The organism is Mesorhizobium sp. L48C026A00, from assembly GCF_000502375.1.
Taxonomy (GTDB): Bacteria; Pseudomonadota; Alphaproteobacteria; order Rhizobiales; family Rhizobiaceae; genus Mesorhizobium; species Mesorhizobium muleiense.
Map to the genome: position 1 here is coordinate 1 of NZ_AYWU01000024.1, position 21,224 is coordinate 21,224.

General features: G+C 63.0%; 18 protein-coding genes, 1 pseudogene and 1 riboswitch. Of the genes and pseudogenes, 9 read left to right on the top strand and 10 right to left on the bottom strand.

The annotated features are described in order from the left end of the window. A partial coding sequence (locus X738_RS0143290; protein ID WP_031256185.1) for a TCP-1/cpn60 chaperonin family protein occupies positions 1 to 347 on the bottom strand: 347 nt, incomplete at its 3' end. Positions 348 to 485: 138 nt separating this feature from the next. Further along, positions 486 to 782: a co-chaperone GroES gene (groES, locus tag X738_RS71805; protein ID WP_006203049.1), complete on the bottom strand. Its 297-nt coding sequence runs from the start codon at positions 780 to 782 to the stop codon at positions 486 to 488. Positions 783 to 1,032: 250 nt separating this feature from the next. Between groES and X738_RS71810 the strand changes: the two genes are divergently transcribed. Next, a complete protein-coding gene (locus X738_RS71810; protein WP_023802243.1) occupies positions 1,033 to 1,968 on the top strand; it encodes a bifunctional helix-turn-helix transcriptional regulator/GNAT family N-acetyltransferase in 936 nt (311 codons plus the stop codon). 99 nt (positions 1,969 to 2,067) lie between these two features. On the opposite strand, the gene X738_RS71815 is transcribed toward X738_RS71810, so the two are convergent. Then, a complete protein-coding gene (locus X738_RS71815; protein ID WP_023802244.1) occupies positions 2,068 to 2,898 on the bottom strand; it encodes an AraC family transcriptional regulator in 831 nt (276 codons plus the stop codon). Positions 2,899 to 3,163: 265 nt separating this feature from the next. Beyond that, a riboswitch (cobalamin riboswitch) is annotated at positions 3,164 to 3,368 on the top strand. Positions 3,369 to 3,455: 87 nt separating this feature from the next. Between X738_RS71815 and X738_RS71820 the strand changes: the two genes are divergently transcribed. From X738_RS71820 to X738_RS71835, 4 genes are all read left to right on the top strand, one after another. Further along, a complete protein-coding gene (locus X738_RS71820; RefSeq protein WP_023802245.1) occupies positions 3,456 to 4,268 on the top strand; it encodes an ABC transporter ATP-binding protein in 813 nt (270 codons plus the stop codon). After that, the gene (locus X738_RS71825) at positions 4,265 to 5,212 is read left to right on the top strand and encodes an ABC transporter substrate-binding protein (protein WP_023802246.1); all 948 of its coding nucleotides are present in this window, start codon (positions 4,265 to 4,267) and stop codon (positions 5,210 to 5,212) included. The genes X738_RS71820 and X738_RS71825 overlap by 4 nt, the downstream gene beginning before the upstream one ends. Before the next feature lie 29 nt (positions 5,213 to 5,241). After that, the gene (locus X738_RS71830; RefSeq protein WP_084833862.1) at positions 5,242 to 6,243 is read left to right on the top strand and encodes a FecCD family ABC transporter permease; all 1,002 of its coding nucleotides are present in this window, start codon (positions 5,242 to 5,244) and stop codon (positions 6,241 to 6,243) included. Positions 6,244 to 6,636: 393 nt separating this feature from the next. Next, positions 6,637 to 9,324, top strand: a complete 2,688-nt coding sequence (locus X738_RS71835; RefSeq protein WP_023802249.1) for an EAL domain-containing protein — start codon at positions 6,637 to 6,639, stop codon at positions 9,322 to 9,324. 69 nt (positions 9,325 to 9,393) lie between these two features. Here the strand turns inward: X738_RS71835 and X738_RS71840 are convergent, their stop codons facing one another. Together X738_RS71840 and X738_RS71845 are read right to left on the bottom strand one after the other, a co-directional pair. Beyond that, the gene (locus X738_RS71840) at positions 9,394 to 9,879 is read right to left on the bottom strand and encodes a CAP domain-containing protein (protein WP_156942684.1); all 486 of its coding nucleotides are present in this window, start codon (positions 9,877 to 9,879) and stop codon (positions 9,394 to 9,396) included. A 227-nt stretch (positions 9,880 to 10,106) separates the two neighbouring features. Next, positions 10,107 to 10,670 (bottom strand): TetR/AcrR family transcriptional regulator, encoded by a 564-nt coding sequence (locus X738_RS71845; protein ID WP_023802251.1) that lies wholly within the window; start codon positions 10,668 to 10,670, stop codon positions 10,107 to 10,109. 74 nt (positions 10,671 to 10,744) lie between these two features. On the opposite strand from X738_RS71845, the gene X738_RS71850 reads away from it, so the two are divergent. Both X738_RS71850 and X738_RS71855 read left to right on the top strand, forming a co-directional pair. Beyond that, positions 10,745 to 11,566, top strand: a complete 822-nt coding sequence (locus tag X738_RS71850) for an SDR family NAD(P)-dependent oxidoreductase (protein WP_245277788.1) — start codon at positions 10,745 to 10,747, stop codon at positions 11,564 to 11,566. A 60-nt stretch (positions 11,567 to 11,626) separates the two neighbouring features. Further along, a complete protein-coding gene (locus tag X738_RS71855; protein WP_023802253.1) occupies positions 11,627 to 12,721 on the top strand; it encodes an alkene reductase in 1,095 nt (364 codons plus the stop codon). 175 nt (positions 12,722 to 12,896) lie between these two features. On the opposite strand, the gene X738_RS71860 is transcribed toward X738_RS71855, so the two are convergent. The 4 genes from X738_RS71860 to X738_RS71870 all read right to left on the bottom strand — a co-directional run bounded on the left by X738_RS71860 (position 12,897) and on the right by X738_RS71870 (position 16,992). Next, positions 12,897 to 14,597 (bottom strand): flotillin family protein, encoded by a 1,701-nt coding sequence (locus tag X738_RS71860; RefSeq protein ID WP_084833859.1) that lies wholly within the window; start codon positions 14,595 to 14,597, stop codon positions 12,897 to 12,899. Between the two features lie 54 nt (positions 14,598 to 14,651). Beyond that, the gene (locus X738_RS0143295; RefSeq protein WP_023802255.1) at positions 14,652 to 15,272 is read right to left on the bottom strand and encodes an OB-fold-containig protein; all 621 of its coding nucleotides are present in this window, start codon (positions 15,270 to 15,272) and stop codon (positions 14,652 to 14,654) included. A gap of 5 nt (positions 15,273 to 15,277) precedes the next feature. Then, on the bottom strand, positions 15,278 to 16,399 hold the full coding sequence (locus X738_RS71865; protein WP_023802256.1) for a PspA/IM30 family protein: 1,122 nt from the start codon (positions 16,397 to 16,399) through the stop codon (positions 15,278 to 15,280). 233 nt (positions 16,400 to 16,632) lie between these two features. Then, the gene (locus X738_RS71870) at positions 16,633 to 16,992 is read right to left on the bottom strand and encodes a winged helix-turn-helix transcriptional regulator (RefSeq protein WP_023802257.1); all 360 of its coding nucleotides are present in this window, start codon (positions 16,990 to 16,992) and stop codon (positions 16,633 to 16,635) included. 106 nt (positions 16,993 to 17,098) lie between these two features. Here X738_RS71870 and X738_RS71875 point away from each other — a divergent pair, with 106 nt between their 5' ends. Both X738_RS71875 and X738_RS71880 read left to right on the top strand, forming a co-directional pair. After that, positions 17,099 to 17,803 (top strand): glutathione S-transferase family protein, encoded by a 705-nt coding sequence (locus tag X738_RS71875; protein WP_023802258.1) that lies wholly within the window; start codon positions 17,099 to 17,101, stop codon positions 17,801 to 17,803. A 170-nt stretch (positions 17,804 to 17,973) separates the two neighbouring features. Next, a complete protein-coding gene (locus X738_RS71880) occupies positions 17,974 to 18,801 on the top strand; it encodes a DUF2189 domain-containing protein (protein ID WP_023802259.1) in 828 nt (275 codons plus the stop codon). 296 nt (positions 18,802 to 19,097) lie between these two features. On the opposite strand, the pseudogene X738_RS71885 reads toward X738_RS71880, so the two are convergent. Beyond that, positions 19,098 to 21,045: pseudogene (locus tag X738_RS71885) on the bottom strand (pilus assembly protein TadG-related protein). Positions 21,046 to 21,224: the final 179 nt, after the last annotated feature.

Below are 21,224 nucleotides of genomic sequence, written 5' to 3' on the forward strand. Positions count from 1 at the left end.
ACCGCGAGGTCGATGCCGCGCTTCAGGTCCATCGGGTTCATGCCGGCGGCAACCGCCTTGTGGCCTTCCTGGACGATCGACTGCGCCAGAACGGTCGCGGTCGTGGTGCCGTCGCCGGCGATGTCGTTGGTCTTCGAAGCAACTTCGCGGACCATCTGNTCAAGCTCGATTTCCTTGGCGACGGTGACGCCGTCCTTGGTGATGCGCGGGGCGCCGAACGACTTGTCGATGACCACGTTGCGGCCCTTGGGGCCGAGCGTGACCTTCACCGCGTCGGCGAGGATGTTGACGCCGCGCAGCATGCGCTCACGGGCATCGCGAGAAAATTTTACGTCTTTGGCAGCCATTTTTAGCTCCTGGCAGGGGCTTGAATTGAGCCCTGGGATTTAAGTGATGGTGAGGCCGATATTCAGCCGATGATGCCCATGATGTCGGATTCCTTCATGATCAGAAGGTCTTCGCCATTGAGCNGGTGAGGCCGATATTCAGCCGATGATGCCCATGATGTCGGATTCCTTCATGATCAGAAGGTCTTCGCCATTGAGCTTGACTTCGGTGCCCGACCACTTGCCGAACAGGATGCGATCGCCGGCCTTGACGTCCAGCGGGACGAGCTTGCCGGCTTCGTCGCGGGCGCCGGAACCAACGGCGATGATCTCGCCTTCCTGCGGCTTTTCCTTCGCCGTGTCGGGGATGATGATCCCGCCGGCAGTCTTGGATTCGGATTCAACCCGGCGTACGACCACGCGGTCATGAAGCGGGCGGAACTTCGACTTTGCCATTTTTTATTCCTCGGTGAGAATGGTGAGAATAGTTCCTCCGTCCGGCGGCGCCGGACAAACCTATAAGCCCGGCGGCGCCGGACCTACGCTTAGCACTCACCAATGGCGAGTGCTAACGTGGCGGTGAGATAAGCCGGTGGCTGGCGAGAGTCAAGGCGCTGAGTGAGCTGATCGACAGCCGCAGCCTGCTTCGAACTGATACTTGACTAAGTCAACTAAGTGGTTGATCTTGTGCTGGCAGGAGGATGCCATGACGATTCATCATCAACCCGGCAGGGAGCGGATCGATGCGGTGCGGGGCTTCAACCGCTTCTACACCCGCCAGATCGGGCTGCTCGATGAAGGGCTGCTGAAAAGCGCCTTCTCGCTGACCGAGGCTCGGGTGCTCTATGAACTGGCGCATCGCGATGGCCTGACCGCCACCGATCTTGCGCGCGATCTCGGGCTCGACCCCGGCTATCTCAGCCGGTTGCTGAAAAAATTCGAGGAGCGTGGTCTGGTCGAGCGCGTGGCGACGCAAGCCGATGCTAGGCGCTCGTCGATTGCGCTGACGCCGGCGGGAAGAGCGGCGTTCGCGCCGCTGAACCAGGGTTCGCACGATCAGGTCGCGGCCCTGCTCGACCGGCTTTCCGCACCGGAACAGGACAGGCTGGTCAAGGCGATGCAGACGGTGCAGCGCCTGCTGGGCGAGAGTGCAGAGCCCAGGGTCCCTTACATGCTGCGGTCTTTGCAGGTCGGCGACATCGGCTGGATCATCCATCGCCAGGGCCTGCTCTACGCGCAGGAATATGGCTGGGACGAAACTTATGAGGCGCTGGTCGCCGAAATCCTCGGCGCCTTCGTCAAATCCTACGATCCGAAATGGGAACGCAGCTGGATCGCCGAGCGGGAAGGGGAAGCCGTCGGCTCGGTCTTTCTCGTGCGCCAGTCGGACGCGGTGGCGAAGCTGCGCCTGCTCTATGTCGAACCCTCGGCGCGCGGTCTCGGCATCGGCAGGCGGCTGGTCGAGGAATGCATCGGCTTTGCCCGTGCCAAGGGCTACAAGAAATTGACGCTGTGGACCAACGACGTGCTCACCTCAGCGCGTCGCATCTACGAGGCGTCCGGGTTCAAGCTGGCCAATCAGGAACGCCACCACGCCTTCGGCAAGGATCTGGTCGGCCAGAACTGGAATTTGGACTTGTAGCGTCTTTCCCCTCTCCCCTTGTGGGACAAGGGGAGAAGGCAAGATAAGGCGGAGCGCCTCGACACTAGTCTCCAACACAAGTTGAAAACTGGCCGTTCCTCACCCGACCGGTATCCAGATTTCCAGCCCGCCATTGCCGCTGCGCGGATCGAATTCGGGGCCGTAGCGCTCGAATTCGGGCGCGTCGGCAATCTTGTGCCCGGAGGCCGGCAGCCATTTGTTCCAGATCGTGTTGACCGTGCGGCGGATGGTCGAGATGTGGTCACGATGGGCGAACACGGCGTATTTCTGCGCCGGCACGCGTACGCGCGAAAACCCCTTCGGCAGGTCCGAAAAATCGGACACCTCGACGCCGGCGATATAGTCGAAATTGCCTGCATCGTCGCCGTTGACGCAGACGCCATAGGCGATGTCGCCGACCTCGCCTGGAATGTTGCCGACATAGGGGCCGAACCGCTGCCACTGCATCGGAATGCCGGCGCTGGTTTCGCAGCTGTAGCGCTCGCCGAGACCGGCGATGAGGAACGGCCGGCTGGTTTCGAAACGCGGCGGCTCGAGATTGGCGAGGAAGGACTGGTCCATCAGGATCGGCTCCACGAGATCGAGGTTTTTGAGCGAGCCTTGCGCGCGCACCAGTTCCGGCGTGGTGCCGAACTGGTCGCGGAAGGCACGGGTGAAAGCCTCATGCGAGGCATAGCCGGCGTCGAGCGCGACCGAGAGGATGTCCGGTGCGCCGGCGGCGAGCCTGCGCGCCGCCTCGGTCAGCCGGCGAGAACGCAGGTAGCCCATCACCGAACGTCCGGTCGCCGCACCGAAAGCCCGCGTCACGTGAAAGCGCGACACGCCGCTGCTGTTGGCGACATCGTCGAGCGAGATGGCCTCCGGCAGATGGCTTTCGACGAACCACAGCGCTTTCTCGGTCGGGTTCATATGGCTCCTTGCTGTGGGACTCCGCATTGGCCAGGTCATGGTATCGCTTCCTGGTGGAGGCAGTTTGATCGAAATTGCGCACCGCGCAATGCGACGGTGGTCGGCAAGTCCAAGGCGTTGGGCGAAGGGCTTGACGGGAGCAGGCGTTGTCTTTTAAGTAGTAACGTTATTACATTACGAGATTCGGTATGCTCGTTCTGACAAGACCATTGCTCGCGGGGCACTCCGAACCCCGGAAACTTATTGCGCTGGGATTGGCGGAAAACTAGGGGGGCTGACTGATGGTCCCCAAGCCGAAAGGCGAGGGGTGAAAAGGGAACACGGTGAGATCTTCGGATCGAGGCCGTGGCTGCCCCCGCAACTGTAAGCGGCGAGCAAAATCCGAAAATGCCACTGGCCGGCAAGGCTGGGAAGGCAGGATGGCGCAAGGACCCGCGAGCCAGGAGACCTGCCATCGCACGAGTTGACCGGACGGGGTGTGCCGGGAGGAGACGTGGACATCGGTCTTGTCGGCCGGTCCAGCTTCCTTCCGTCGCCATTGAGAAAGTGACGGTAAGTTGGACGCCTGCCAGCCTCTTCTTGAAGCGCGTGAACTGAGCGCCACGGCGAATGGCCAGCGCCTGGTCAGTGCGGTCAGCCTTTCGGTCGCGGCGGGAGACCGCCTCGCTATCATCGGTCCCAACGGCGCCGGCAAGACGACGCTGCTGCGCATGCTATGCGGCACGCTGCGTCCGAGCGCGGGAGATGTGAGATTTTCCGGACGCCGGCTGGAGACGTTTCCGGCCGCCGAGCGGGCGCTGCACATGGCGGTCGTCGGCCAGACCGATCAGCCCGATCCGCGGCTTGCCGTGATCGACTACGTCGGACTTGGGCGGGTCCCGCATGCCTGCTGGCGACGCAGGAGCGAGCAACGCGACGTCGTCGTCGAAGCGCTTCGCAGAACCGGCCTGCTGCCGCTGCTCGGCCGCACGATCGGCTCGCTGTCGGGTGGTGAGCGGCAACGCGCCCAGCTGGCGCGCGCCATCGCCCAGGAGCCGAAAATCCTGTTCCTCGATGAACCGACCAATCATCTCGATCCGCGCGCCCGCAGCGAACTTCTCGAACTCGTATCGCAGCTTGGCATGACCGTCGTGGCGGTGCTGCATGATCTGTCGCTGGTCACGCCATTTGCCACCAGGGTCGCGGTGATGAACGAGGCCCGCCTGCAGGCACTCGCCCGTCCGCGCGAGGCGCTGACCAAGCAGTTGATTCGCGAGATTTTCGGCGTCGAGGTGCTTCGGCTGCGCCATCCGACCGAAGACCGCGAACTCACGGTGTTCGAAGTCCCGAACCGTGCCTCTTCTGATCCAACCAAGGAGCAACATCCGTGAAACGCCTCGCACTGTCTTTTGCCTCTATGCTGCTTGCCCAGACCGCCTTCGCTTTCCCGGTAACAGTCGACAGCTGCGGCACGCCGCTGACGTTCGACGCCGCGCCGAAGCGCGCCGTCATCCAGGATATGAACATGGCCGAGATGGCCTTCGCTCTGGGGCTGCAACCGTCGATCGGCGGCCTGACCGGCATCACCGGATGGTACAAGGTCGGTCCGGAATTCAAGGCCGAGCAGGGCGCGATCCCGGAACTTGCGCCGAAATATCCGACGCTCGAAAACCTGGTCGCGGTCGAGCCCGATTTCTTCTTCGCCGGCTGGTATTACGGCATGAAGCCGGGCGGCGACGTAACGCCAGATACGCTGGCGCCGCACGGCGTCAAGACGCTGGTGCTGACGGAAAGCTGCGTCCATCTCGACAACAACCGCCCCGCCGCCTCGATGGACCTGCTCTACGGCGACATCGAAAAGCTGGGCAGGATTTTCGGCAAGCAAGCCAAGGCGGAAAAACTCGTTTCAGGCTGGAAAGCGCAACTCGCCGATATCACGGCAAAGGTCGGCGACCGCGAGCGGACGCGGGTGTTTCTCTACGACTCCGGCGAAGACAAACCCTTCACATCAGGCAAGTTCGCGATCCCCAGCGCCATGATCGCCGCTGCCGGCGGCGACAACATCATGGCCGACATGCAGACGAGCTGGGGCAACACGGACTGGGAAACGGTCGCTTCCCGCAATCCGCAGTTCCTGATCCTGCTCGACTACCAGGACGGCGGCGGTTACAGGAAACTGCTCGACTTCCTCAAAGTCCATCCGGCAATGAAGGAGACCGATGCGGTCAGGAACGAGCGCTTCGTCGCGCTGCGCTATGCCGAGCTGACGCCCGGACCTGCTAACATCGAGGCGATCGGCAAGATCGCCAGCGCGATACACCCGGAAGCCTTCTGAGCTTGCGCCACAGGGCATTCGAAATGGCCATGGCAGCAGGAGCGGCAGCAATCGCCGCGCTTGCTCTGCTGTCGATCGCCTATGGATCGACGGTCATAGCGTTGAGCGACGTGATTGCTGCGCTCGGACATGCGGCCGGGCTGGACGGAGACCTCGTGCCCGGCTCGCTCGGCAATATCCCGGTTGCCAAGATTGTCGTCGATCTCAGGCTGCCGCGCACCATCATGGCGATCTGTGTCGGCGCCGGGCTGGGCGTCATCGGCGCGCTGCTGCAGACGGTAACCCGAAACGACATCGCCGATCCGTTCCTGTTCGGCCTGTCCTCCGGTGCCGCGGCCGGCGCTGTTTCCGTCATCACCATTTTTGGCGACCGTTTCGGCATCTGGACGTTGCCGGTTGCCGCCTTCACCGGCGGCATATTGGCCGCCGGCATCGTGCTTTTGCTGGTTTCGCGGGTGAGGGGGCAAGGCCCCGAACGGCTGATACTGGCCGGGCTTGCCGTCTCGTTCATGTTCGTCGCCCTGACCAACTATCTCGTCTTCGCCGGAGACCAGCGCGCCGCTCACTCGGTATTGTTCTGGACGATGGGCGGGCTCGGCCTGGCGCGATGGGACAATGTCGGGCTGGCTGCTCTTGGCGCGGGCACCATTCTTGCCTATGGCCTGTGGAACCATCGCAAGCTCGACGCCTTCCTGGCCGGCGAGAATGCTGCCGAAAGCCTCGGCGTGCCGGTTGTGCGGATGCGCAGGACGGCGTTTCTCGTCGCTGCCTTCTCGACGGCGATCCTGGTCTCGGTCGCAGGTGTCATCGGTTTCGTCGGGCTGATGATCCCGCATCTGTCCCGGCCCTTGGCCGGCCCGTTGCATCTGCGCCTGATTGCAAGCTGCGCCCTCTTCGGAGCGGTGCTGCTGCTGGCAAGCGACCTTCTGGCGCGCACGCTGCTGCCGCCGCAGGAACTGCCGATCGGCATCATCACCAGTTCGGTCGGCGCTTTCTTCGTGGTCACCATGCTCATTCGCAACCGTTCATGATGGGCTGCCATGCACACTTGCCGGCTTCTGGCACAATGCCGAGTCTTTGGACTGACTTCTGGGACCGGCGCAGCGCGCCGAACCGCCTGTCGAGATTTTCACCGGCAGGATCGGCCATCATGTGCGATGGGCCTGCACGAGATTGGCTCCCCCTTCTCCCCTTGTGGGAGAAGGTGGCCGCGAAGCGGCCGGATGAGGGNACCCCTCAACCGTCTCGGCGCTGCGCGCCGATCCACCTTCTCCCACAAGGGGAGAAGGCAAGAACTGCGCCATGCCCCGGTCGGCATCGACCCGGTTCACATGCCATTAGTATATCTGGACCACTATGCGGTCGCTTAGCTTGCAGCGAGCTTTCCTTGCTTTGCGCCAGGCGCCGAACCGGAGGAACTGTGTTTGGTCACGAAATCATCGAGGCAAGCCGCCCAGGCGCCCGAATCGACCGAGCTTGCCACGCTGGCGAAACTGGCGGGCTCCTCGTACGAGACGCTCGAGCGCGAACTCAGGGCTACGATCGCAACACTCGAGCAACAGGCGCTGCGATTCGAGACGGCGATCGACAACATCTCGCAAGGCATCTGCTTTTTCGACGCCGCTGAACGGCTGATCCTGTGCAACCGCCGCTATGCGGAAATTTACCGCATCGCGCCCGAACACTTGCGCCCCGGCCGGACGCTGGGCGAAATCGTCGAACGCCGCATCGCTGCCGGGACATCCGCGATGGCCAGCGACGCTTATCTCGCATTCGCCCGAGCGGTCAATTCGGGCACGACCTTGAGAAACTGGACCGCCAATCTCACCGACGGCCGGACAATTCAGATCTGCCATCAGCCGATGCCTGACGGCGGATGGGTGGCCACGCATGAGGACATAACGGAACTCACCGCCAATCGCCTGATCGTCGACGAGCGCATCTCGCTGCAAACGCTGATCGACTGGGTGCCCGACTACCTGTGGGTGAAGGACACCGAAAGCCGCTTCGTCGTCGCCAACAGGGCCATTGCTTCCGACAGCGGCAAGGCCAAAACCAGTGACATGATCGGTTTGACCGATTCCGATCTTCATGCCCCCGACCTTGCGCAGAAGTTTCGCGCCATCGAGCAAGGCGTGCTGCGCAGCGGACAGCCGATGATCGATGAGGAAGAGTTCGTTGTCGATGCGTCAGGCGCCGGCAAATGGTTTTCGTCGACGAAGGTGCCGTTGCGCAATGTTCAAAACGATATCTTCGGTCTGGTCGGCATCGCCCACGACATCACCGCCCGCAAGCAAGCGGACACCCTTCGAGACGGGCAGGCGCAGATACTGGAAATGATCGCGACGAGCGCCCCGCTCGAAGATGTGCTCGACTGCCTCATGCGCCTCGCCGAGTCTCAGTTGACGGGGATATTCGGTTCCGTCCTGTTGCTCGACAAGGATGGCAGCCACTTGCGGCACGGCGCCGCGCCGAGCTTGGCAAAGGCCTATACGAGCGCCATCGACGGGATCGCCGTCGGCCCCAAAATGGGATCCTGCGGAACCGCTGCCTACCGGCGCGAGCCAGTCATTGTCGCGGACATCATGCACGACCCGCTTTGGCACGATCACTGCGAATTGGCGGCGGCCTATGGCTACCGTTCGTGCTGGTCGACCCCGATCCTGTCGCACCAGGGCGCTGTGCTGGGCGCCTTTGCCATGTACTCGACGACCGTGCGCGAGCCGACCGCGGCCGAGACCCGGCTCATCGATTTCACGACGCGTATTGCCGGGATCGCCATCGAGCGCAAGCTGGCCGAAGATCGGATCCACTTCATGGCCAACCATGATGTGCTGACCGGACTGCCCAATCGCGCTCTGCTCGAGGACCGGCTTTCGCAGGCGATCCTCTACGCGCAGCGATACGATCGCTGGGTGACGGTGGTGTTCATCGATCTGGACAATTTCAAACTCGTCAATGACACGCTTGGCCACAATGCCGGGGACGAGCTGTTGAAGACCGTAGCCGGCCGTATCGTCGAGCGCGTAAGGGCGACCGATACGGTCGTGCGGCTTGGTGGCGACGAATTCGTCGTCGTTCTGTTCGATCAACCGACGAATGTCGATCTCATCTCCGAGACCCTGCAAGCAATTCGGGCGGCGATTGCAGAGCCGGTTCAGCTCGGAGCACATCGGCTGAGGGCGACGGCCAGTATCGGCATCGCCAGCTACCCCAAGGATGGGACCAACCCCGACACGCTGCTGGCCAATGCCGATGCGGCCATGTATCGCGCCAAGGAATTCGGCCGCGACAATTTCCAGTTCTACGCTCCCGAATTCAACACCAGAGCGCATGAGAAATTCGTGCTTCAGGAGGACTTGCGTAACGCCCTGGCCCGTTCGGAATTCACGCTGTTTTATCAGCCGCAGGTCGACCTTCGGTCGGGCCTCGTCTTTGCCGTCGAAGCGTTGCTTCGCTGGAATCATCCGACGCGGGGCATGATGGCACCGAACGCCTTCATTCCGACGGCCGAGGAGACAAGTCTGATCGTGCCGATCGGCGATTGGGTCCTGCACGAGGCCTGTCGGCAGAACAAGGCATGGCAGGATGCCGGCCTGCCGCCGATGACCGTCTGCGTGAATGTGTCGACGCGGCAATTCAGGGAAAAGAACCTGATCGGCCGCGTCGCCGATGCCCTGAAAGTCAGCGGTCTGGAGGCCAGATATCTCGAGCTGGAGGTGACCGAAAGCCTGATCATGCAGGATATCGACCTGGCGGTCGCAACGATGAACCAGCTGCAAAACCTGGGCGTTCAGATCTCGATCGACGATTTCGGAACAGGCTACTCCAGCCTCAGTGCGCTCAAGACCTTTCCAGTGGCGCGGCTGAAAATCGACAAGTCGTTCATCAACGATATCGCTGCTGACGAAAACGACCAGGCTGTCGCCAGCGCCGTAATATCATTGGGTCAAAATTTGAATCTGAGGGTCATTGCCGAGGGCGTCGAGACGGACGATCAGGTGGCCTTCTTGCGCAAGAACAACTGCGATGAAATGCAGGGCTATCATTTCAGCGAGCCGGTTTCGGCCCCTGACATCGAGAAAATGCTCAGTGGCGAACCCATGGATTGACGGGTCGACCATGATCTCCTCAGCCAAGGCGGCATTGCCGCCAGCGCGGATTGCCCTGTGCCCGCGTTGCTATTTGCCCAGGACAAGGCTCCAGTAACGCCGCGAGCTGTCGCGGCCGTCCCGCACATAGGCCAGGCCGAAGCGGGTGAAGCGCGGGTCGAGCATGTTGCGGCGGTGGCCGGCCGAATGCATCCAGATGTCGAACAGCTTCTGCTGATCGAAACGGCCATCGGCGATGTTTTCGGCGGCAGCACCGGCAATGCCGTTGCCCTTGACGCGCAAAGCAAATCCCTTGCCCCAGCCGGTCGAGTGGGTCATGCGGCCGCCGCGCGCCATATAGCCGGACTGCTGCAGGGCTGCCTGTTCGAGCTGACGGTCGGGAACAAGCGGTTCGAGGCCGGCTGAGGCGCGGATGCCCGCCAGCGTGCCGACGGCGGAGGCGGAGACCCCGGCGCCTTCGCCGGTGGGCAGCACAGTGGCGCAAGCGGCAAGCCCGGCCAGTGCGGCAAGGCCGGCAGCTCTAAGCAGCATTCGCCTGTTTGGCGTCGGGCGCATTTCGTCAGAGCGGGGTTCTAGGGATGGTTGATTGGCGGTGTCGGTGAGCGTCATGCCTGCCTGACATAGCGGCAATAGTGGCTTTTGCCGGGCAGGCGTTCAGAAATCTCGCTCGCTGCCCCCTTGGCCGTCCGCGAACCCCGCTGATGCGCGCTGCGGCGCGATATTCTCCAAGCTTGCCGCCCAACCACCCCGGTAGCCGCATTGCTCAAGGGCGCTCCTGGCGGCTATCTGGCAGACACCTGGCTGATCCCGGTATCGATCCAGGCACGCGTCTGTTCCAGAACTTCATCCGAAAGCGCGGGATCGTCGATAGCCCGGGCGAGGATCACTGCCCCCACCATCGCTGCCCAGCATCCGATCGCTGTGCGGCGTCTGTCTGCCGGATCCAACTCCGGCAGCGTCTTGCCGATACGGTCGATCTGCGAGCGAAGGCCTTCGGTCATGGCCGAGCGTGCAGCCGGGGTCTGATGGCGGATGTCCGCAACAAGGCCCGCTGTCGGGCAACCACCGGCGGCATTGTCGCGATGCCGGGGCGAAAGATAGGCATCTGCATAGGCGCGAAGGTCGCCCCCTCCGCTTGAGTCTGCGGCGATGACATGGGCAAGGGTTTGGGCGATCAGGTCGTCCTTCGAGCTGAAATGGCCATAGAAGCCGCCATGGGTGAGCCCAGCGGCTTTCATCACCTCCGCCACGCTGACCGCGTCGAACCCCTTGTCGCGAAACAGCCGGCTGGCAACATCCAGAATTCGGCGGCGGTTCTCCGCCATCTGTTCCCGACTGACCTTCATTTCAAAATCCTCCGCCGGCGCCGTTGACATTTACATGATGGGTATCATATTTACCTGCATTCATGATGATCGTCATGAATATAGAGTCCATCAGCGAAAAGAGCAATGCCATGACCATTCCGTCAGTCCTCATAACCGGCGCCTCCACCGGCATCGGAGCCGCCTATGCCGAGCGCTTCGCGCGCCGCGGGCACGACCTCGTGCTGGTTGCCCGTGACAAGGCACGAATGGAGGCCTTGGCGGCCCGTCTAAGTCAGGAAAACGGCGTGGCGATCGATATCATCCAGGCGGATCTTACGCAGCCTGCCGAGCTTGCAGCGGTGGAGACGAGGCTGCGCGAGGACGCCAGCATCGGAATTCTCCTCAACAATGCCGGAACGGCCATCGGCGGAAGTTTTATCGAGCAGAGCACCGATGACGTAGCGCGGCTGGTTGCGCTCAATACGACCGCGCTTCTGCGGCTTGCCAGCGCCATTGCCCCGCGTCTTGCGGCGGCCGGCGAAGGTGCGATCGTCAACATCGGCTCCGTGGTCGGCCTGGCGCCGGAGTTCGGCATGACGGTCTACGGCGCAACCAAAGCCTTCGTGCTGTTTTTGTCGCAGGGACTCAGCCTCGAGCTCGCGCCGAAGGGTGTCTACGTCCAGGCCGTGCTTCCCGCCACGACGCGAACGGAGATCTGGGGACATGTCGGCGCCGACGTCAACACGCTTTCCAACGTGATGGAGGTCGACGATCTGGTGGATGCGGCGCTGGTCGGCTTCGACCGCCGCGAGCTGGTGACCATCCCGCCGCTACCCGATGCCGGGCAGTGGGACGCGCTTCAGGCCGCACGCCAGGCCATGCTTCCGAACTATCGGAACGAACATCCCGCCGAGCGGTACCGCACGGTCGCCTGAGCACCAACGATCCCGTTTCGATAGACGACCCGCCGCGGCGGGGACAAACAAAGGTGACCTATGACAAGCACAACGCTGTTTGAGCCCTATACTCTCGGCTCGCTGACCCTCTCCAATCGTATCGTCATGGCGCCGCTGACGCGCAATCGCGCTGGCCCGGGCTTCGTTCCAGGCGATCTCGCCGCGCAGTATTACGGCCAGCGCGCGTCGGCCGGCCTGCTGATTTCCGAGGCCACGCAGATCTCGCAGCAGGGACAGGGCTACCAGGACACGCCCGGCATCTACACCCAGGCGCAGATCGGCGGCTGGCGCAAGGTCACCGACGCCGTGCACGCCAAGAGCGGGCGGATTTTCCTGCAGCTCTGGCATGTCGGTCGCGTCTCGCACGTCGATCTGCAGGAGAACGGCGCCGCCCCCGTCGCGCCCTCGGCGATCCGGGCCGCGACCAAGACCTTCGTCGGCAACGGCTTTGTCGACGTTTCGGAGCCCCGCGCACTCGAACTGGATGAATTGCCGGGCATCGTGGAGGATTTCCGCAAAGCAGCTGCGAACGCCATCGAGGCCGGCTTCGATGGCGTCGAGATTCACGGCGCCAACGGCTATCTGCTGGACCAATTCGCCAAGGACGGCGCGAACCTCCGCACGGATGCTTATGGCGGATCGGTCGAGAACCGCGCCCGGCTGATGCTGGAGGTTGCGACTGCGGTGGTCGAGGAGATCGGCGCTGAGCGCACCGGCATCCGGATTTCGCCCATCTCGCCCGCCAACGGCGTCTCGAGCAGCGCTCCCCAGGCGCAGTTTGACTATATCGTCGATCAACTCGATGCTTTGGGCATCGTCTACATCCATGTCGTCGAGGGCGCCACGGGCGGATCGCGCGATGTCGCGCCGTTCGACTTCGGATCACTCCGCCGGCGCTTCAACAACACCTATATCGCCAATAACGGCTATGACCTTGAACTCGCGGGGTCGCGGCTTGCCGACGGCAAGGCGGACCTGTTCGCCTTCGGGCGACCGTTCATCGCCAATCCCGATCTTGTGGAACGGCTGCAGACGCGCGCGCCGCTGGCCGTGTTCGATCAGGCGACGCTCTATGGCGGCGGCTCCGCCGGCTATACCGACTATCCCGTGATCGCTGCTTCAAGCCAGCCATGAGCCATCAGGGTGCCGCGCCCGCGCGGCCATCCCACGTCGACAGCAGCGCCGGCGCCTTCGCCGGTGGGCAGCACGGTGGCGGCAAGGCGGCCTGCCTGACATAAACGCGATCCTGGCTGGCAAATAGATCGGGCGTGGATTGTTCCAGGCCCGATCAAATCAGCGCTCGGGCAGTTCAGGCCCTCGGTATCCCCGGCAGGGGAGCGACCAGCTCGTCGTCCGCCCCGTCTGCCTCCTCGAACAGACCGGCCCCGTCAGCATCCGTTTCCCGCGGCCGCGTCGAGACCAGATCCTTCAGAGAGCCACCGGCGCCGGCGATGCCGGCTTCCTTCAGGAGCGCGTCGATCAGAGACTTGTTGCCGGTGAACTTCAGCAACTGATCGGCCAGATCGCCCGGGCCCGAACGCCCGCCTTCGCCGCCCGAGCGACCGCCCGAAAATCCCGCCGTGTCGAACACGCGGATGCTATCGATACGGCTCGCCGGCTCCATCAGCGCCTTTAATGCTTCCGGCAGCATGGTGATCCGCGCCTGCGTCAGTTCAAGCTGGATCAGCCGGTCGGAGAGCAGGTTGCGCGCTACGTTCGTCGCGCGGATGGTCGCGGCCTCCGCCTCGCCTTCCGCGATCACGCCTTCGGCGCGGACCTTCATCGCTTCCGCCGCCGCGCGGGCTTCTACCAGCGCCGCCTCGGCGCGGTCTTCCGCCGCTGCCTTTTCGGCGCTCGCGCCAACTGTCACCGACACAGCCTCAGATTCCGCCGCTTCCTGTGCTTGCAGAACGGCGATCTGCCTGGCACGGTCGGCGATTTCGCGTTCTCGCGCCGTCTGCACCTTTTCTTCAGCCGCAACCGTCAGCGCCTCGGCCTCGCGGGCCTTGGCTTCAGCCTGGCTGGTTTCCTGGCTCTTCTTGGCGATGGCCACCGCCATATTCTGGCGCGACAATTCAACCTCGCGCTCAGAGTTGATGCGCGCCTCTTCCTTGGCGCGCTGCGCTTCCGCCGCATGCTCGGCGATCTCGCGTTCGCGCGCGATCTGGGCGGCCTGTTCGGCGAGCTTCGCCGCTTCCTCGGCCTTGGCCATTTCGGAGCGGGTGGAGGCCTGCTTGGAGACTACGTCGCGCTCCTGCTCCAGCCGCGCCTCTTCCTCTTGCCGCTTCAACGCGTACTTTTCGCGCGAGGCGTTCAGGTCCTGCTCGGCAATCGCCACTTCGGTCTTCCGCGTCACCTCGTTGCGCTCCTTGCGGCGCTGTTCGGTGATGGTTGTCAGCTTGGCCAAACCGACGGCGTCGAAGGCGTTGGTTTCGTTGAAGAACTCACGCGGCGTCTGGTCGAGGCCCGTCAACGACACCGATTCCAGCTCCAGCCCGTTCGAGCGCAGATCGGTCTCGACTGCGTCCTGCACCGCCTTAACGAAGTCCGAGCGATTCTCATGCAGCTGATCGAGCGTGTTGCGCGCGGCGACGGAGCGCAGCGCGTCGACCAGCTTGGCTTCCACCAGATCCTGGATTGCCTTCGGGTCGTTGACACGGTCGCCCAGTGTCTGCGCAGCGAGGCCGATGCCGTCATCCGTGCCGTCGACGCGTACGTAAAACTCGGCACGGATGTCGACGCGCATGCGGTCAGAGGTGATGAAGGCGTCCTCGCGGCGGCGGTCGACCACCAGCTTGACGGTGTTGAGCTTGACCTTCGCCAGCGCATGCAAGATGGGCAGGATCAGCGCGCCGCCGTCTTTGACCACTCTGCGGCCGCCGACGCCGATACGCACGAAGGCCTCGTCACGTTCGGCGCGCTGGTAGAGCCGCCCGAGCACAAAGCCGATCACCGCGATCACGAAGAGAACGATGCCGACCCAGATCAGAAATTGAACCATATTGTCCATAACTTGCCCCCAGATTTGAAAGTGTTTGATGTTCAGCTTTGCCCAAAGCTCTGGCTAGATGTGCTCCTCGAACGGCACTACCAGCCAGACACGACCAGGTCCCTCGGCGGCTTTCACCACCACGACTAAGGCGCCTTTCTCGATTTTGATTCCCGCGTCTGCGGGCCGCGCCCGCAGCGTATGCAATTCGCCATGCTCATCGCGCACTCGGATCGAGCCGGGCCGACCGTCGTCCAGCGGCCCGAGCGTGACCGTGCCGCGACGCCCGACCAGATGATCGTGGTTGACGGCGTAGCTCTCGTCCTGCGGCAGGAGATGAGCGATCCAGCCGCCGGTGATCTTCGTGACCATCACCGCCGCCGGCGCCGCGCCAAAAGCGTAGCTCCACGCCGGCAAGGCCGGGAAGATCTGCCACAGCATGATGCCGACCATGCCGAACGTGACCAGCAGAAGCAGTATCAGGATGGCGAAGGGTACCCGACCGAAATTCAACCAATCGAATACGTCGCCCAGATGTGTGGCGTCGAGGAGGTGGTCGACCGCGCCGTCTTCGCCGCCACCATGGTCAAAATGCCCGGCTCCAACAAAGAACAGGACGATCTGCAGGACACCCAGCAACATCCCTGCCAGCAATGGATAGAGATAGAGCGCCGGCGCGTGGAGAATTTCTGCCATCGGCGCTACTTCTTACCCTTGAGTTCGCTGCGCAGAGCCGCCAGCCGGTCGTCAATGCGGCGCTGGCGCCCAAATTCTTCGAGTTCGACAAGATCGTTGTCGCGCGGCTTGCCAGCGGGCAGGTCGGTCAGCCGCGCCACGCTGGAAAGCGCGGCCGCAATGCGATCCTCCGGTGCGGGTTTGCGGAACCCGCCGCCAGCGTTGCCTGCCGTGCCCGGGTTCTGCGCCTCGCGGGCGCGACGCGCTATCTTCACCCGCTCCTCGGAATCGCGGCGGGCCGCACTTGCGGCGCTCAGCGCGCCTCGCGCTTCGTCAATGCGCACATCAACATCTTGGATCAGCTTGTCGATAGAGGCGGCCTGCGCGTCGATGTCGTCCTGACGGCCAATACCGGCCCGTGCGAGGTCTTCGCGGCCCTCTTGCAGGGCGACACGGATATTCTGGTCCAGCCCCTCGCGTTCCTCGGTCAGGTCGTCCTTCTGCAGGGTGTAGCGCTTGCGCTCGGCGATAAGCGCTGCGAGGTTGGATTTCAACTCGTCGGCGGCCTTGTCGATCTCGCGGATCGCTTGTTCGGCCACCGCCTCGGGAGCCTTCTTCTCAAGGCCGTCGATCACGGTTGCGACTAGGCCGGCGGCGAGGCGCGAAACGCGCCCGGAAATGGATTCGGTCTGCATGGCTTCGATCTCCCTGTGTTGCATGTCCGCCGACAGCGGAACGGTGAGCAGATAGGCCCCGTTATCCCGTACGAGATGGGAAAGTTGCGCCTTCTCCTGGCTGTCGGAGTAGCCGGTGGCCAGGAATCCCGCGATCACACGCCCCTCAACGGTAGAAATCGAAACCTTGTCGACGCCCTTGAAGGACATGAGCTTGTCGTCAAGCGGCAGCCGGTCGGGCGACCAGGCGCCGGAGGCGTATTCGCGAATGCCATTGGTCACCAGTCGCGCCGGCAGGCCCGTCTCGGCGCGGATCGCTTCATAGGCGAGCTTCTGGAGTTCAAACGTGTTGGTGCGTTGGCTAGAGGCGGTGCGATCCAGGATGTCGTGCATGACGGCATAAGCCGCGAAAGTCATGTCGATGGCGCGTTCGCCAGCGCGGCTCAGGATTAGCTTGTATTGCGCGGTCTTCATATGATTCTCCCCTCAATCACCCAACAAGTGATTGAGGGGATTTCAAGTGACAATCACCAAAAACGTGATTTAGTGATAGGCGGGTTAACACGTGTGTTGTTTGGTAACCGCAGGTGTTGGCCAGTAGACAACGTCTGGCGCTGCGCGCTCCCTGAGGTATTCGGCCCGGTCGGCTGATTCCACCCAAGCAGTTGCACAACGTATAGTTGCAATCGCCAAATTTCCCCCACTGCTTACTCCGCCGCCACCAGCCTTGGCGCCGATGAGACCCGGCCGGCCCGATCGTCCTCGGTATCTTCCCACCAGTCGCCTAAGGCGTCGATGAGCGGCACAAGCTTGAGACCCGCTGCGGTGAGATCATAGTCGACGCGTAGCGGATAGCCGGCATGCGCCGTTCGCCGCACGATCCCGGCTTCCTCCAGCTTGCGCAGTTCCAGCGCCAGAATGCGGTGCGACACGGTCGGGTTGTCACGCCTCAGGTCGCTGAAGCGCTTGGTCCCGTCCTTCAGATAGTAGAGCAGCAAGGTCGGCCAGCGACCGCTGAGCACACGCATGGCCTCTTCGATCGGGCAGCTTGAGACGACATCTTTCATGGCGGATCCTGGTTACAAAATAGTGCGTAATTTACATGGGGCGACCAGCGTTTAGGGTCAAGCTTCGCTGCGCTGCGTGATCCCTGAACATGGAAGAGACAAAGAAATGGAACCTATCCTCCTTTACGGCGTCCCGGCGGGAAGTTCGATGGGGCTCGTCGCTGCTTTTGAACGCCTCGGACAGCCCTACCGCCTGTGCCGCGTCGACATGCTCACCGAAATGAAGAACGACGCCTATGCCCGCATCAACGGCCGTCAGGAAACGCCGGTGATGATCACCGACGAAGGCAGAGTGCTCACCGAGACCATGGCGATTGCCGCTTGGCTCGAAGCCCGCGACACGCAACGTCGCATCAGCTTCGACCCGCGCTCGCCGGAAGCCGACCGGATGCATCAGCTGATGGCTTTCGTGAACACCGGTTTCACCGCCGCTTTCACCCCGCTCTGGGCTGCCTATGAAATGGAATCGGCCGAACCGGCCCTGCTGGCGACCTTGCGTGACTTCGGCCGCCAGGCCGTTGCCGAACGCCACGACCGGCTTGAGGCGATGATCGGCGACACCGACTTTCTGGTCGGCGACCGCCTGACGTTGGCCGATACCACGTTGATCGGCGTGGCACGTTGGGCGGAGTTCCACCAGGCGGTCGACGGCGCCGCCTATCCCAGGCTGGCAGCGCTGCGCCGTCGGATCGAAAGCAATCCGGACGTGCGGTACGCGCAGGCCATCGAGGACGGCGAAACGCCGGCGGGGTCGGGTGCCTGCCTTGGCCACGTTCCGCTGGCCGAGGTGATTGAACGATTTGGTGTCTAGCACACGCCAGCGGCGCGGCACGAACACGGCCTGTGCCGCGCCGCGCATGCTCAACCCCACCCGATTCGCGACAAGCACATCGAATTCGGCTATCATGCCATCGCTCTTGAAGTGGCAGCTACGGGCGGCCATCCTGGCGGTGGCCGCCCCCTGAATACGGGAGAATGGGTATGGCCAGCTTTCATGTCATGTCGGACGCGCGTGGGATGCACGTGCAGCCCAGGGTGCGCCGCATCACCACGGCGGACCTGATCGATGTGCTGCGGCTCGGCGTCGAGGATTTTTGGGCAAAGCCATCGCATTACGTCTTCCTGTGCCTGATCTATCCGGTGGTCGGATTGATCCTGGCGCAGTGGACGACATCCGGCGCCTACGCCATCCAGCTGCTTTACCCGTTGATGTCCGGCTTCGCCCTGCTTGGACCGTTCGCCGCGATCGGCCTGTACGAGATCAGCCGCCGCCGCGAGCTCGGCATGGACACGTCCTGGTGGCACGCGCTCGAGGTACGCCACTCGCCGGCGCTGCCGGCGATCGCGGTCCTCGGCATCATGCTGGTGGCACTGTTCCTGCTCTGGCTGTTCACCGCGCAATCGATCTACACCAGCCTGTTCGGCGCTCAGCCGCCGGCCTCGATCGGTGGCTTTGTGCGCGAGGTGCTGGCAACGCCCAAAGGCTGGACGCTGATCCTGCTCGGCAATGCGGCTGGTTTCGTCTTCGCCGCGATCGTGCTGGCGACGACCGTTGTCGCTTTCCCGCTGCTGCTCGACCGCGATGTCGGCGCGGTCTCGGCGATCGAGACCTCAGCACGGGCGGTGATGACAAACCCGCTGCAGATGGCCCTGTGGGGCCTGATGGTCGCCGTGCTGCTGGTCATCGGCTCGATCCCGCTGTTTGCCGGGCTCGCCGTCGTCATGCCCGTGCTTGGCCATGCGACGTGGCATCTCTATCGCAGGCTGGTCGAACCGGAGCGGGCGCAGCCGGACCGGCGGCCGATGTAGGCTGGAGCGGCGTTAACAGCCGAAGAATGCAGCGGCCCAAACAAAGCTGTTCGGTCGCTATCCTTCCGCGCCCCCCTCTGGCCTGCCCCCTTGCCACAACTTGGCATCTCCCCACGAGGGGGAGATCGGCAGCTTCTGCGCCTCGCCTCTTCTGCGGCGTTGGAGATTGGCGAAAGCCGTGCCGACATCCGATCTCCCCCCTTGTGGGGGAGATGTCCGGCAGGACAGAGGGGGCGCTGTTCCGCCAGCCTGTCATTTCCGGGTGCTTGCGCCCCCTTCAGCCGACCCCACCCCCTTCAGCCGACGATGCGCAGGTTCGACAATTCGTTGGCGATTTCCCTGAAATTGTCCGACAGCGTCGCCCCGGTCGCGTTCCAGAACAGCTTGGCCGGCTTGGTCGGATCGGTGGGATCCTTGCGGAAGCGCGAGTCCGAGGAGCAGGCCTTCAGCGCGTCGAGTGCTTTCTTGTCACCGGCATCGGTGGTCGACAGGTCGAGCGCAACGGTCATGACGAGAACGTTCGATTTCTTCGCGTTGCCGCAAAGGGTCTGCATCTGCTCGTCCAGCGCGGCGGTGTAGTTGGCGCCCGTGTAGGTCGTCTTGCCGATGTCGGTGCTTGTGTTCATGAACAGCCGCGTCACGCTTCCAGACCCCGGATATGTCAGGCCGGTGTAACCGTAAGCGGCATAGGTCGACCTGTTATTGGCGTAGCCGCTGTCGCTGACGGCGCTGTAGGTATTGGCGCCGTCGGTCAGCACGATGACCACTTTGTCGTTGCCTCTTTCAGTGTTCGGCCGGCCCGCAGTGAAAGGTTCGTTGCTCGACACCGTTCGCCAGCCCCAGGCAAGGCCTTCCGGCACGTTGGTGTTGCCGTTCGGCGCCATGGCGTCGATGGCGTTGTCGATCTCCTCTTTCTGGGCAAGCTGAGTCACGTCTTTGAGCGGCGTGATCGGGTTGGTCGTGCAGGACGAATTTGGGCCGTCGCCCGAGGCAGCCGACTTCGAGCCGTAAGGCTTGACCAGGAAATATTTGCGCATGTCCGACTGCCGCTGCGAAGCGGTTGGGCTGTCGGTGTAAGGCCAGTCGGCCCACCAGTTGTTGCCGTAACCATAGTTCAGATAGATCACGTCGTTAGCGCCGTCGCGGTTGAAATCGAGCCAGAGCGTGCCGGCCTCGTCGGGCGCAAACATCGGCACGAACAGCGTGGCAGGTGTGGCGGTATCAGGCGTCGTGTCGTCGTTGTTATACGGGTGCGGCCTCGCCCCCACGCAACCCTGCCAACTCGCATAGCGGCTGGTGGTGTAGATATATTCCGGGGTGGTCCAGTGGCCGCTGCTGCAGTTACCTTTCTTGTTATAGGTGTCGCAGATATACTGTTTCGTGTTAGGCACTTCTTCGCGGCCGGACTCGACGGTGATGTCGGCGTAGAGGCTGAAGCGGGTCAGTGGCTGATCCTCGGTGTCGCCCCAGCCGGTGCCGCGTTTGTACCAGACGCCGTTGAGCTTCTCGGCGTATCTGTCCGGATCGTTGGCGGCGGTCATCTTCGTCCAGTCGAAATCATCATGCTGGATCGGGGAGATGCCATCCTGGTCCATCCAGCTGTCCTGGTCATGGGTGGGACCGACATTGACCGAAGCAGCGAACGGCACCAGGGAGAACTGCACCGGTTTGCTGACCTGCTTCATCTGCTGTGCCTGCAGCGCCAGCGTATCGACAAGCTGTTTGGCGGCAGTCTTCAGCAGGTCTATTCGCCTCGCGCCGGTGCCGGAACCGAGTTCGTTCATCGAGCCGGAATTGTCGAGCACCAGAGCGACTTCCAGCGTGTTCTTGAGACGGATTTCCGAGCAATCCGTGAAAGTTGTAGCGCCGCTGGTGGTCCCGCCGCCCAGCAGCATGGCGGCGGCCGGCAGAAAATAGGGGTGATAGGTAAGGGCGCTGCAGAGCTTCAACGTGCCGCCACCCGCATTGCTGTTGGGCAGGGTGACGGTAAGCGACGTGTTGGCCGGATCGACGGGGCCGAGATTGGTTTCGAAGAAAGTCTGCGGCGTCGTCGGTTGCGCCGGAGACGACCTGCTGAGCCGTGGCGAGGCCGGCGGCGTCCAAAGCGTTCAACGTGGCGTGCTTCTGGCGCAGCAGTTCCGAGTAATCGACGCTGAGCGCCACTCCGCCCATCAGTGGCACCATCGTGATGACCGTCATCAGCGTATAGTTGCCACGCCGGTCCCTACCGAATTTTCGGATCATTGTCTTCAGCCCCTCGCCAAAACCCCTAGTCGGCGAAAGATGCCATCAATCCTTAAGTTTCAGATTGCTGAAAACATCCAAGATCGGCTTGCCTTTTTCAAGGCTCGTTAACCACGCCGCCGATGCCGGCATTGCTGCGCGCGGCTGGACCGCCCGCCGAAGCCTTCAGAATGGGGAAG